Genomic DNA, 12543 nt, shown 5'->3' on the forward strand with positions numbered 1-12543 from the left:
TCGCTGCCCCAAACCCACTCTCCTGGATCAACATGCATACCCGTAACGAAAGCATGCCTATTCGTGTGGTTTTGGTAGAAGACGACGTCATCTTTCAACAGGCGTTGCGCGACACCCTTGCAGCGGCAACAGATATCGAGCTGGTAACCGTGGCCGGAAACTGCGCCGAAGGTCTGCTGGCCCTGGAGCAACCCTCTGCGGATGTTCTGCTGGTGGATCTGGGCTTGCCTGACGGGTCAGGCATCGACGTGATTCGCGCTGCACATGCGCGATGGCCGGATTGCAACATCATGGTCAGCACCGCGTTCGGTGATGAGTTGCATGTCATGCAGTCTCTGGAGGCCGGTGCGACCGGTTATTTGCTCAAGGACAGTACGCCTGCCAGCGTCGCTGCCGAAATCAGGAGCCTGCATCAGGGCGGCAGCCCCATTAGCCCGTTAATTGCCCGCCAGATACTCATGCGCTTTCGCGGGCAAGAAAAGCTGCCGCCGTCGGTACCGGTCGCTGCGGACAAACCCCGTGCGCTCCTGTCGGCAAGAGAACAGCAAGTGCTGCAATACATTACTAAGGGTTTTACGGCAGAAGAGATCGCAGGGCTGATGTCGGTTTCCCGGCACACTGTGCTGACATTCGTACGCCGGGTGTACAAGAAGCTGGAAGTCAGCTCCAAGACTCAGGCCATCTATGAGGCCCGTAGTCAGGGCTTGCTAGATGAATAGGCGTTGGATCGCCGCGCTATTGCTGACGTTCTGGCTACCGGGTATTGCTGGCCTGACCACTGCCCATGCGCAAACGGCACTGCATTTGACGGCAGGCGAGTTGTTGAGCACCCCAAGTCAGGGATTCTCTGCGCCCCCTTATGAAGTGGACGAACGACTGTTTTCGGGTCAGTGGCAACCCGTTGAGTTACCTCACGCATTACCCCGTGAGTTAGATCTGTCTGAAGACAGTCACGACTCGCATACAACTCCTACGATAGTGAGTTGGTATCGCCTGCATGTACCAGCGCAGGTCTCCACCAGTGATTTGCGCACGCTCTATCTACCGCGCTGGAAGACAGATGGGAAGTTGGCGGTCTACGCCGATGGCCGGTTGCTTTATATGTCCAGCGACAACGTGTACTGGAATGGCTGGAATATTCCTCTACTGATACCCCTGGAAGCCACCAGCAATGCCCACGTGCCCAAGGTCATCCTGCTGCGGATCGAACGACCACGCTTTTCCGGCGGCGGTATTTCTTCCGTCTGGGTCGAGGGTGGCGACAGTATGAACTGGCGTTATCGAGTCCGCTACATGATGCAGGTGGGCTTGCCTTATGCGGGCAGCACGGCGTTTCTAGCCATCGGGACGTTTTCTTTTTTTGTCTGGTGCTGGCTGCGTCGCGAAACCTCGTATCTGCTGTTTTTCTTCATTTCGGTCGCCTCGTTTATCCGCACACTTCATTACTATGTTGGGGAAAACAAACTGCCTATTTCCGAGGAGTGGTTCACCTGGCTAACGATCAACTCCTTGTTCTGGATGGTTGTAGTCACGCATTTATTCCTCAATTATCTTCATCGGCGACCTCAGCGCTGGCTAAACCTGACCGTTTACCTGACGACTTTTGGCGTCGGGGTTTTCACCCTGCCGGCCCTGTCGGGTTTACTCAATGCTTATGCCTTGGCACCGCTGACGTACCTGGTGGTGATAGTGGTCGGTTCAATGGTGGCCGGTGGCGGCCTGTATCAGTCCTGGCGTGTGCGCTCCCGGGATGGCCTGATTCTTAGCGGTTGGGCAGTGATCGGGATGCTTTTCGGTTGCCATGACTGGGCTCTGCAAAACAATTACTTGAGCATTGAAAACATCTACCTGGGACCTTACAGCAATATCGGTGCTTTCCTGATCTGTATGCACATCATGTTTCGCCGCTACATTCAGGCCAACGAAAGCGTCCTGCAACTTAATGAAAGCCTTACGTTTCGCCTGCAAGAGCGTGAAGACGAACTCGAACTTAGCCATCAGCGCCTGCGTGAGATTGAACATCGGCAGATACTCAGTTGTGAGCGCCAACGCCTCATGCAGGATATGCACGACGGCATGGGCTCGTCGCTGTTGGTCGCCTTACTGTCAGCAGAGAAGGGCGAGCTGGACTCAGCTATGCTCGCCGATGTCCTCAAAACATGCATTGATGACCTCAAGTTGACCATCGACTCCATGGAGCCTGTGGAAGCGGATCTGCTTCTGCTGCTGGCCACCTTGCGATTCCGCTTGACGCCTCGTCTGGAGAGCGCCGGGATAGCCCTGCGCTGGGACATCGAAAACGTTCCTGCGCTGGACTGGCTCGACCCGCGCAACGCCTTGCACATTCTGCGTATCCTGCAGGAAGCCTTTTCCAACATAATCAAGCACACCCAGGCCACGGTGATTTACGTCGCCACATCGTTCGACGACGAGCATGTCAGAGTGATTGTGACCGACAACGGGCAAGGGTTCCCGGCACAACCGATGTCGGGCCACAAAGGCAAAGGGCTGAGCAACCAGTTGAGTCGCGCCAATTCGATTGGTGCGCAGATTCAACTGGAATCCAGTGATAGCGGAACACGATTGACGCTGGTGATGCCTATTAAAGGCTTGAATCGTTAGAGCGACCACCCTTTCATTCCAACCGCCAACGCCACAGATATCGGCAAGGTGAACGCCGCCAGTAACGTCTGAATAGCGATGATGTTGGCGATCAGCGCGGCATCGCCGCCGAGTTGCCAGGCCATCACGCAGGATGAAGGCGCGCGGGGTAGTGACTGGACTTCTTCCTGCGGGTGTCGCGAGGCGTCGCACGCCAACTGTTGTTCCGCGGAGCTGGATTCTTGGATGGGATGGGATTATTTCGGAAAATTAAAAGCACGACTTGTGGCCAGCTTTTTGTATAGTGTATTTGTTGTCGGCCAATTAGTCGTACTTCTGGAAATTAGCTTTGATTGCGTTGATTATCAATCATGAACCTAGCCTATGACGACGGCGCTGATTCAGCAGCGGTGTAAGTTGGGAAAGACGTCATCGACTCGTTCGGCGTGTGCTTATAGTCTGAGGACAGCACCGGACTCTCGTAGAGCAGAACATCGCTGAAGCTCAAGTAAATACTCGCTTGTAAAAATCCAGCGTAAAACTTTGGAAGCTTTCAAGAAGTATGAAAAAGGAGGTGGGATGCTAGGGGGCGAGTATTCGAATTACTCCGTCCCGACCATATAATTTAATGATTTAGCCCAATCGGTAAAGGTTGGGCTTTTCATGTCCGAAAAAATCTCACATTTACGCCGCTATACGGATCAAGAAGGCCCGGCTGATCGTCGTCAGCCTGACTCACCGGCTGTCGAAAAACCTCCCGTTCAAGACTGTCGCGACACGTCTGGCCCGTGGCGCAAACAATTGCTTACATATAAACGACGAGTTAAACGCTACGTTTGTAACGTCCAGTGTTAGGTTACGGCGCTTGTTCGGGCTCCGAGATGCACAAAATCCACTTATGCCCATCAACTTCCCCAGTATTCCAGCCTTTGGTGTTTACCTTGCGCTGACCTGCCTCTTTGCGGCGGCGTGGTTCACCCACCCCGGCACTATCCACTCTTCCTTTGCCTTGATGAATCCGGTGATGGCGGTGGCAGGCCAGGTTGCCAAGCCCATCTACACCAGCCGCTTCGCCTCGTCCGGGCTGGTGGATTTCGTGCATTCCTCGGCGGTCACCGCCTTGCCGGACGGCAGCCTGATGACGGTCTGGTTTGCGGGCTCGCGCGAAGGTGCGGCTGACGTAGAGGTGCGTTCTGCGCGCTTTGACGCCGGCTCCGGCGAGTGGGGTGCCGAGCAGGTGCTGGCGACGCGGGATTCAACCCAGCGCGGTACGCAAAAGTACATTCGCAAGCTGGGCAATCCGGTGGTCGCACTGGCGCCGGACAACCGCCTTTGGCTGTTCTACGTGTCGGTGTCCATGGGCGGCTGGGCCGGCAGCGCCGTCAACGTAATGGTGTCGGACGACTTCGGTCGACAGTGGTCCGAACCGCGTCAGCTGATCACTTCGCCTTTCTTGAACATCAGCACGCTGGTGCGCTCGGCCCCGGTGTTTCATGCGGACGGTTCCATTGGCTTGCCGGTTTACCACGAGTTTCTGGGCAAGTTTGCTGAATACCTTTACCTCAGCGCCGACGGCGACGTGATCGACAAATTCCGTATCAGTCACGGCAATAACTCGCTGCAACCCACCGTGGTTCCGCTGGATGGACAGCGGGGCATCGCGCTGCTTCGTTACGCCGGCAACATCCACCACCGTGTGCTGGCAACGCGCACCGAAGACGCCGGGCAAACCTGGAGTGAGCCTTATCCGCTTGCCCCGTCCAATCCAAATTCTTCACTGGCGGCCATTGTCACGCCCGAGCACGGCCTGCTGGTCGCGCTCAACGACCTGCGAGACGGGCGTTTCAAGCTGAGCCTTTATGGCACCGACGCAAAAATGGCTGACTGGCGATCGCTACGCGACCTGGACAAATCCCCCGATCCCGAGGGCAATCCGTTTTCACCCGATGCCTACAAGGAAATCATCGGCGATCAGTTTCGAGGCTCCAGTGGCGCGCTGCGTCTGCCGCTGGAGGCAAAGTTCCTGAGCAATCTCGACACGCGGGTGTGCACCACGCGCGGGTGTGAATTTGAATATGAATATCCGTATTTCATCCGCAGCCCCGACGGGATGTATCACGTGGTTTATTCCTGGAACAACACCTTCATCAAGCACGTCACCTTCAACGATGCATGGCTGTCCGAGCGTATCAATTGATCAACCTGTGGCAGGCGCACGTCAGTTTCGCCATGCTCATCTTTCTGTTGCTGCCTTCGTTTGGCCTGAACAAGCTCCTGCGCGTTGTCCTGCTGTTCGCTCTGCTGGCATGCAGTTTTATAGTGCTGGACGGTTTGTCATTGGCAACTTATCTGCGCAGCTACATCGATGACCTTGCCACCACGTCAATGGTGTTGATGCTGTGGGGCTGTTTGCGCAGGTTGGATTTGCTGCCGCCCGCGCGTCGTTCTGTTACCGGTGTATTGATCCTCTTCGCCGCGATGGCGCTGGTGCTGTACCCGGCAACTCTGGGTTTGAGTTATCTGGACCCTTATCGTTTTGGCTACAGCCCACGCCCCATGCTCATGGTTTTTGCATTGCTCACGCTGGGCCTGTTTTACCTGCGCAACGGCTTGGCCGTGGTGATGCTCGCCAGTGCAACGCTAGCTTTCAGCGTCGGGATAAAGCCTTCGCAAAATTACTGGGACTACCTGGTTGACCCGCTGCTCGGTCTGTTTTGCTGCTCGGCATTGCTGCTGCGTGGCACGCGCTGGGCGTACAGCAACTTCAGACGCCGGCGCGGTTCGGCGCTTGCTGGCGAGTCAATTTGAGACTCACGACATTTTTTAACAGGGGAGCAGGAATGGGTTGGTTGCACGCGAGACGCTTGCATTATTGGCTAGGCGCAACAGCTCTAATATTTGCACTGTTCGCTGTGCTGAGGATGGTGTTCTTCTTTGGCTTTTCCGGTTTCGACGCCCGAGCCTTGAGTGACCAAAGTGCAGTCATGGAAACCCTGGGCATCGGCTTACGTTTCGACCTGCGCCTGGCCATTCTGGTCATGCTGCCGTTGGCGGTGCTGGCGTACATACCTCGCTGGAACCTGATCGGCAGCCGTGTGCTTCGCTGGCTGGCGCGAGGCTATTTGTGTGTAGTCCTGGGCGTCATCCTGCTGGTATACATCATCGACCTGGGTCATTACGCGTACCTGGGCGTGCGAATCAACGCCACCGTCCTGCGTTTTCTCGAAGATGCGCAGATTTCCCGCGACATGGTCTGGCAAACGTACCCGGTTATCTGGATTTCCCTGGGTTGGCTGCTGACAGTCGCGCTGACGACACTGGCCCTGGTGAGGTTCGAACGCATCACTCTAGACCGTCCCCGCAGGATCATTCATCCATTGTCCGCGACCTGGGGTGGTGTGGTGATGGTGGTCCTGGTGCTGGTGGGTATTCTGGGCCGCGTCGAAAACATGAACCTTGAAAATCCGGTGCCGCTGCGTTGGAGCGATGCGTTTTTCTCTGGCAACAACCAGATTGCTGCGCTGGGGCTGAATCCGGTGATATTCCTCTACGACACGATCAAGGTCGGCCAGTCTCGATACGACGAAGCACAGGTGCGCGAACACTACGCAGTGATGGCAAACTATCTGGGCGTCGACAAGCCGGATGCGCAGACGCTCGACTTCGTGCGGCATCAGGCGCCGCAACCTTACAAAGTAGCGGGCGCCCGGCCACCGAATGTGATGTTCGTGATGCTTGAGTCCTTGGGCACGAGCGCGGTCGGCGCGTACGGCAACCCGATCAACCCGACGCCGAACATTGACCGACTTGCCAGCCAAAGCTGGTTCTTCGAGCACTTTTACGTGCCGGTGACGGGCACCGCAAAAACCGTCTGGGCGAGCATTTCCGGTGTGCCGGACGTCACCCGTCAGGAGACGGCCACGCGTAACCCGCTCATTACCCGACAGCACACACTGATCAATGCCTTCACTGGCTACGAGAAGATCTACACCATTGGCGGCAATTCCGGCTGGGCGAACATGAATGCCCTGATCCGGCAAAGTATCGATGGCGTGCGTCTGTTTGAGGAGCGCGACTGGAAATCCCCGGTGGTGGATGTCTGGGGTATTTCAGATCTGGACCTGTTCAAGGAAACCGACCAGATTCTGCAAGCGCTGCCCAAGGACAAGCCGTTCTTTGCGTATGTGCAGACGGCTGGCAACCACCGTCCGTTCACGATTCCCAAAACCAACGACGGGTTTGAGGTCAAGCATCCGACCCTGGCTGAAGTGCAGGCGGCAGGATCTCGCAGTGTCGAGCAGTACAACGCCGTGCGCCTGCTGGATTTCAACATCGGGCGCTTGATGGAGATCGCCAAAAAAGGCGGTTATTACGAGAACACCATCTTTGTTTTGTTTGGCGACCACAACACGCGCATCGCGCAGATCCCGTTCCTGGCGCCGGCTTACGAGCAGCTGGGCCTGGAAAGCAACGCGGTGCCGATGATCATTCATGCGCCCGCTTTGCTTGGGGTACGCGATGTCAAGGAAGCGGTCGGTCTGGTGGATTTGCTGCCTACGGTTGCGGGCATGGCTGGCCTTGAGTTCCGCAACAGCGGCCTGGGCCGGGACATTCAGCAGCCCGCGCCTGAAGGTGAACGCGTGGTGCCGCTGGTCCTGCGTGAAGGGACCTTCCCGCTGATCGCCGGTGTCACGCAACACTACATGGTGCAAATGCAGCATGATGGCAGCTCGCCAACGTTGCACGACCTGGCGTCACCGACGCCGCTGGATGACGTCTCCGCGCAAAACCCGACAGAGTTCAAGCGCCTGTCCGAGCTGACGCGCGGCATGCACGAAGCTTCTCGGCTGATGCTGTACCAGAATGTGCGCAAGTGAGCTGTAGAGGTTGGTGGGCCTGAGGTTGCAGGCAAGCGCTTGCAGGCTCATCTCAGTGCTCACCCTCGGCAGGGTCAGGAAATGATTTCGTCGTGGCTGGATTCAGCAGCCAGTTTCAAACGGTCAGCTTTACTGACGTATTTAGACTTGCCTGCCGGTGCCAGTTTTGCACTGGCCTTTTTGGCATGAGCCTTCAATAGCTGCTGGATCTTTTTACGGCGATTCATATTTTCTACCCGGCTTGTAAGTTCCTGAATGATGCCAGCTTATCAATAGCGAACCAAACCCTTGGTGGCGCGCTCCCGACAATCGCAGCCGGGAGCACCTCCTATCTCAGAGTCTCAGAGGTCGGTCATCTTCAGCGCTGCCTCGGGGAGGCGTTCGCCCAGCACCTTGATCTTCGACACCTCTTCGCCAATCACACCAAGGTCCTGTGCCGTCAGTTGCAGGTCGATGGCGCCCAGGTTTTCCTCCAGACGGTGCAGTTTGGTGGTGCCGGGGATCGGGACGATCCAGGGTTTGCGGGCGAGCAGCCACGCCAGGGCAACCTGGGCTGGCGTTGCACCCTTGCGATTGGCGACGGACTTGAGAATTGCCACCAGCGCCATGTTGGCCCTGCGCGCCTCGGCGGAGAAACGCGGGACATGGTTGCGAAAATCCGTCGGGTCGAACCTGGTGTCCTCGTTGATCTTGCCGGTCAGAAAGCCGGCCCCAAGCGGACTGAACGGGACGAAGCCAATGCCCAGTTCTTCAAGCATGGGCAGCAATTCGAGCTCCGGCCCGCGCCAGAACAACGAATACTCGCTCGCGGCTCCACAACAGACTGAGTTTGCTTATGAATTGTGCTCAGTGTGCATGCACGGTTCAGGCGCTAATCGTAGGGTTACGGCGCTTGTAGTATGCCTCTGGAGAAGAGTCCTGAATCAACACCGGCTCGCCACTCATGATTGTTGATACGATGAGATCCCTTCGACGTCAGCCATTTTGAACAGGCGCTCAGCAGATGAACCCGAAACGCCAGGAAGACCTTCAACGTATCGCGTATCAGGAGCAGGTGCTGCGCTTTCGAGCGTTTGACAAGAGCACGGCGTGGGACCTGGGACAACGTTTGAAAATCGCCTGCGAGGAAGCAGGTGTGTTCACCACCATTGAAATCAGGCTCGGTCGGGAAACCGTCTTTTTCTACGCAATGCCAGGTACCGCTGCGGAAAATACCGACTGGGCACGACGCAAGAGAAACGTCGTGGAAATGATGGGCCGCAGTTCCTACGGCGTCGGTTTGTCAGCCGAGGAAGAGGGTGTCGCGCTGGAGGTGTCGATGGGGTTGCCGCCGCGTGACTATGCCAGCCATGGCGGCAGCTTCCCGTTGAAATTGACGGGTGGTGACTGCGTTGGTGTCGTCACGGTTTCCGGACTGCCGCAGCGAGAGGATCACATCCTGGTGGTGCAAGTCCTGGCGGCAATGTGCGGTGTCGAGCTGGCCGATGTGGCGTTGCAAGTCTAGCGCCACGGGTCTTTTGCAGGTCGGGCGTGCAAGTCGTGGGCTCAGTCAGGATTGCGGATCGGCCGGTGCTGCCGTGCTATTACGCAACGCCAACTCAAACGGCAGGACCACATGACGCTGGGCAAGCGATTTCTTCTCAATCAAGGCGATCAGCATCTCAACGGCTTTCTGGCCGAAGGCTTCGGCGGGTTGGGCGATGGTCGTCAGCGGCGGGTCGCAGTACGCAGCGAAGGGAATATCGTCGAACCCCACCAATGAAACATCCTCGGGAACCCGCAAGCCCTGTTTTTTGATTTGTTTCAGCGCGCCGATGGCCATCTCGTCGTTCTCGCAAAAGAGCGCGGTGGGGCGCTCGGGCAGTTTGAGCATCGCTGCCGCGCCGTCGAGACCGGCCTGCAAAGTGAAATCGCCGTGACAGATCAGAGTGGGATCGGAGGTGATTCCAGCCTGCTGCAATGCATCCTGATAGCCCGCCACTCGATCACGGGTCAACGGACTGCTTTTCGGGCCCTTGATCAGGCCAATACGACGATGGCCCAGGTCAATCAGATGTTCGGTCATTGCCCTGGCTGCGGCGCGGTTATCGAGGCTGATCGTCGGATGGCGGCCACCTTGAATTACCTCGCAGGCGTTGACGATGGGCGGCAACTCGGCGGTGGGGAAGGGGGCTGAAAAAGGGTCATAGGCGCGCAACTGGATCACGCCATCGGCTTGATGGGCGTAAACCAGCTCGGCGAATTCTCGTTCGATTTCCTCGCGGCCTTGAGTGTCGCACAGCAGCAGCCGATACCCGGCGGCTTGCGCAGCCTGTTGTGCGCCACTGATCACGCGGGCGAAAAACACATTGGCGATGGCCGGTACCAGAATCACCAGGTTGCCGGTTCGGCGCGAGCGAAATTGCACCGCCATCAGATTCGGTCGGTAACCGGCCTTTTCCACGGCAGCGTTGACCTTGTCCCGGGTATCGGGGAGCACGCGCTCAGGCGACTTCAGTGTTCTGGACACCGTAGCCACCGAAACGCCGGCAAGCCGGGCTACTTCACGGATATTGGACAAGACCACCTCGTTATCGAACAGCGCGGTCGGCGAGCTTACCGCAGGTCGGGCGTGCCCTGAAATGTCTGTGGATTTTAATCCGGGGTTTGACACCTCGTACAACCGGGACTAGATTTCCATCCATATGTAACCGGTTACATCTGGATCGTCTTCAAGCCGGAAACCGCCTCACACAGAGACACACAGAGAAGAATTTCGATGAACGTTGCAGTGCCAAAAATAAGAATCGGATTCGTCGGGGGAGGCGAGGGAGCCTTTATCGGCGGCGCCCACCGTCAGGCTGCCGGGCTCGACGGGCGTTTTGAGCTGGTCTGCGGCGCGTTCAGCCGCGATGCGCAAAACAATCAGAACACTGGCACGGCGCTCGGCTTGCCGGCTTCGCGCTGCTACAGCGACTGGCAGCACATGCTCGACGCCGAGCGTGCGTTGCCCGCCGAGCAGCGCATGGAACTGGTGGTGATCGTCACCCCCAATCATTTGCACGCGCCGGTGGCCAGCCGGGCGCTGAGTGCGGGTTTCCATGTGTTCAGCGAGAAACCCGCAGCGCTGAATCTGGCCGAATTGCTCGCCCTCAAAGAGGTGGTCGAGCGCAGCAACCGTCTCTACGGCCTGGCCCACACCTATCTGGGTTACCCGATGGTCTGGCAGGCGCGGGAGATGGTGCGCAGCGGCGTGATTGGCGCGGTGCGCAAGGTGATTGTCGAATATCCCCAAGGTTGGCTCAGCCAGGATGTGGCGGGGCAAGGCAACAAGCAGGCCGGTTGGCGTGATCAGCCCGAGCTGTCCGGGGCGGGCGGGTGCATTGGTGACATTGGCACTCACGCCTTTTCTCTGGCGGAGTTCGTCGCCGATCAACCTATTCAGCAACTCTGCGCCCTGTTGGGCGTGCACATCGCCGGGCGACAACTGGACGATGACGCCTCGATGTTGTTCAAGATGGCCGAGGGTGCCAGCGGCGTGCTGATTGCCAGCCAGGTCTGCGCAGGCGAAGAGAATCCGCTGAAAATCCGTGTTTATGGTGACAAGGGCGGACTGGAATGGCGTCAGGAAGAGCCCGCCAGCCTGATCCATCGCGCCCTCGATCAGCCAATGCGCGTGTTGCGTTCCGGTGTGGGCCAGCCTTGGTTGTGCGCAGCAGCAAGCCAGCGCATGCGCTTGCCCGCCGGGCACCCGGAAGGCTATCTCGAAGCCATGGCCAATCTGTACGGCGATCTTGCCAGCGCCATTCGCGGCGACGTCGTGGGTAACGATGCCCCCGGCGTCCCCGGAATCACGGTCGGTCTGCGTGGTATGGCCTTTATCGAGGCCGTCATCGCCAACCATCGCGGCGACGCGAAATGGACCGAACTGACGTGCACCCCATGACTCCGGAGACTTGCATGAACGACACTCCTCAAGCCTATAGCGGCATGCGCGGTCCGGGGATTTTCCTCGCGCAGTTCATGTCCGCAGAAGCGCCTTTCGATACCTTGGCCAACATTGCCCAATGGGCGGCAGCGCAAGGATACAAAGCCATCCAGCTGCCGACCCTCGGCAAGCAGTTCATCGACCTGAAACGCGCCGCCGAAAGCCAGGATTACTGCGACGAACTGAAATCGGTCTGCGCCCACGCGGGCGTGGAAATCAGTGAGTTGTCGACCCACTTGCAAGGTCAACTGGTGGCCGTGCATCCGGCGTTCGATCAGTTGTTCGATGACTTCGCACCGGTCCATTTGCGCGGTCAGCCCCAGGCACGAACCGAATGGGCCATCGAGCAGTTGAAGCTCGCCGCGCGTGCCAGTCAACGCCTGGGTTTAACAGCCCACGCGACATTTTCCGGCGCATTGCTCTGGCCCTATATCTACCCTTGGCCGCAGCGGCCGAGCGGGTTGGTCGAGCAAGGTTTTGCCGAGCTGGCCAAGCGCTGGCTGCCGATTCTTGACTGCTTCGAGGAGGCTGGCGTCGACCTGTGCTACGAGATCCATCCTGGCGAAGACCTGCACGACGGCGCCTCGTTCGAGCGTTTCCTGGAGGCGGTCGATCATCATCCACGCGCGGCCATCCTCTATGACCCGAGTCACCTGCTCCTGCAGCAAATGGACTACCTCGGCTTCATCGATCGCTACCACGAGCGAATCCGCATGTTCCACGTCAAGGACGCCGAGTTCCGGCCGGATGCTCGTTCGGGTGTCTATGGCGGTTATCAGGGCTGGGTCGAGCGGCCGGGACGCTTTCGTTCTCTGGGCGACGGCCAGATCGATTTCAAATCGATCTTCAGCAAACTGACCCGATACGACTTCACTGGCTGGGCCGTGCTGGAGTGGGAGTGTTGCCTGAAGGACTCCGCGCAGGGCGCAGCGGAAGGGGCGGCGTTCATCGAGAAACACATGATCAGCAAGACCCGAAAAGCCTTTGACGATTTCGCCCGCGTGTCATCCGACGAAGCTTTCAATCGACGATTGCTGGGGTTGCCCGACGCCTGAATAGCGCCTTATCTGGCTCTCTCTCCCCAAAAAAAACAATAAG

Annotated in this window: 11 protein-coding genes and 1 pseudogene; 8 read left to right on the forward strand and 4 right to left on the reverse strand. The window is 58.0% G+C overall.

What is annotated here, in order from left to right; all coding sequences use genetic code 11:
• Window positions 1–32: 32 nt before the first annotated feature.
• Together AFK24_RS10005 and AFK24_RS10010 are read left to right on the forward strand one after the other, a co-directional pair.
• Window positions 33–719: a response regulator gene (locus AFK24_RS10005; RefSeq protein WP_065833083.1), complete on the forward strand. Its 687-nt coding sequence runs from the start codon at window positions 33–35 to the stop codon at window positions 717–719.
• On the forward strand, window positions 712–2622 hold the full coding sequence (locus AFK24_RS10010) for a sensor histidine kinase (RefSeq protein ID WP_065833084.1): 1911 nt from the start codon (window positions 712–714) through the stop codon (window positions 2620–2622). Before AFK24_RS10005 ends, AFK24_RS10010 begins: the two co-directional genes overlap by 8 nt.
• Here AFK24_RS10010 and AFK24_RS30680 read toward each other — a convergent pair.
• Entirely contained in the window at window positions 2619–2819 is a 201-nt protein-coding gene (locus AFK24_RS30680) for a hypothetical protein (RefSeq protein ID WP_139110483.1), read from the reverse strand. The two genes, AFK24_RS10010 and AFK24_RS30680, sit on opposite strands and share 4 nt — an antisense overlap.
• Window positions 2820–3499: 680 nt before the next feature.
• Between AFK24_RS30680 and AFK24_RS10015 the strand changes: the two genes are divergently transcribed.
• The 3 genes from AFK24_RS10015 to AFK24_RS10025 are packed head-to-tail and all read left to right on the forward strand — an operon-like array spanning window position 3500 to window position 7478.
• Window positions 3500–4798, forward strand: coding sequence for a sialidase family protein (locus tag AFK24_RS10015; protein ID WP_065833085.1), 1299 nt, complete (start codon window positions 3500–3502; stop codon window positions 4796–4798).
• Complete coding sequence (locus tag AFK24_RS10020; RefSeq protein ID WP_065833202.1) at window positions 4795–5409, forward strand: hypothetical protein; 615 nt, start codon at window positions 4795–4797, stop codon at window positions 5407–5409. Before AFK24_RS10015 ends, AFK24_RS10020 begins: the two co-directional genes overlap by 4 nt.
• 32 nt (window positions 5410–5441) lie before the next feature.
• Window positions 5442–7478, forward strand: coding sequence for an LTA synthase family protein (locus AFK24_RS10025; RefSeq protein WP_065833086.1), 2037 nt, complete (start codon window positions 5442–5444; stop codon window positions 7476–7478).
• A gap of 74 nt (window positions 7479–7552) precedes the next feature.
• Here AFK24_RS10025 and AFK24_RS10030 read toward each other — a convergent pair whose 3' ends face one another.
• Complete coding sequence (locus AFK24_RS10030) at window positions 7553–7705, reverse strand: DUF2986 domain-containing protein (RefSeq protein ID WP_065833087.1); 153 nt, start codon at window positions 7703–7705, stop codon at window positions 7553–7555.
• Window positions 7706–7819: 114 nt separating this feature from the next.
• Window positions 7820–8284: pseudogene (locus AFK24_RS10035) on the reverse strand (aldo/keto reductase); the annotation flags it as partial.
• A 197-nt stretch (window positions 8285–8481) separates the two neighbouring features.
• On the opposite strand from AFK24_RS10035, the gene AFK24_RS10040 reads away from it, so the two are divergent.
• Complete coding sequence (locus AFK24_RS10040) at window positions 8482–8982, forward strand: heme-degrading domain-containing protein (protein ID WP_065833088.1); 501 nt, start codon at window positions 8482–8484, stop codon at window positions 8980–8982.
• A 45-nt stretch (window positions 8983–9027) separates the two neighbouring features.
• On the opposite strand, the gene AFK24_RS10045 is transcribed toward AFK24_RS10040, so the two are convergent.
• Window positions 9028–10038, reverse strand: coding sequence for a LacI family DNA-binding transcriptional regulator (locus tag AFK24_RS10045; RefSeq protein ID WP_065833089.1), 1011 nt, complete (start codon window positions 10036–10038; stop codon window positions 9028–9030).
• A 198-nt stretch (window positions 10039–10236) separates the two neighbouring features.
• Here AFK24_RS10045 and AFK24_RS10050 point away from each other — a divergent pair, with 198 nt between their 5' ends.
• Window positions 10237–11403, forward strand: a complete 1167-nt coding sequence (locus tag AFK24_RS10050) for a Gfo/Idh/MocA family protein (RefSeq protein WP_065833090.1) — start codon at window positions 10237–10239, stop codon at window positions 11401–11403.
• 14 nt (window positions 11404–11417) lie between these two features.
• A complete protein-coding gene (locus tag AFK24_RS10055) occupies window positions 11418–12500 on the forward strand; it encodes a sugar phosphate isomerase/epimerase family protein (protein WP_065833091.1) in 1083 nt (360 codons plus the stop codon).
• Window positions 12501–12543: the final 43 nt, after the last annotated feature.

The organism is Pseudomonas syringae, assembly GCF_001698815.1.
Taxonomy (GTDB): domain Bacteria; phylum Pseudomonadota; class Gammaproteobacteria; order Pseudomonadales; family Pseudomonadaceae; genus Aquipseudomonas; species Aquipseudomonas syringae_A.

Coding starts and splice junctions, on each gene's coding strand:
- AFK24_RS10005 (WP_065833083.1), top strand. CDS start 33: ATGCATACCCGTAACGAAAGCATGCCTATTCGTGTGGTTTTGGTAGAA.
- AFK24_RS10010 (WP_065833084.1), top strand. CDS start 712: ATGAATAGGCGTTGGATCGCCGCGCTATTGCTGACGTTCTGGCTACCG.
- AFK24_RS10015 (WP_065833085.1), top strand. CDS start 3,500: ATGCCCATCAACTTCCCCAGTATTCCAGCCTTTGGTGTTTACCTTGCG.
- AFK24_RS10025 (WP_065833086.1), top strand. CDS start 5,442: ATGGGTTGGTTGCACGCGAGACGCTTGCATTATTGGCTAGGCGCAACA.
- AFK24_RS10030 (WP_065833087.1), bottom strand. CDS start 7,705: ATGAATCGCCGTAAAAAGATCCAGCAGCTATTGAAGGCTCATGCCAAA.
- AFK24_RS10040 (WP_065833088.1), top strand. CDS start 8,482: ATGAACCCGAAACGCCAGGAAGACCTTCAACGTATCGCGTATCAGGAG.
- AFK24_RS10050 (WP_065833090.1), top strand. CDS start 10,237: ATGAACGTTGCAGTGCCAAAAATAAGAATCGGATTCGTCGGGGGAGGC.
- AFK24_RS10055 (WP_065833091.1), top strand. CDS start 11,418: ATGAACGACACTCCTCAAGCCTATAGCGGCATGCGCGGTCCGGGGATT.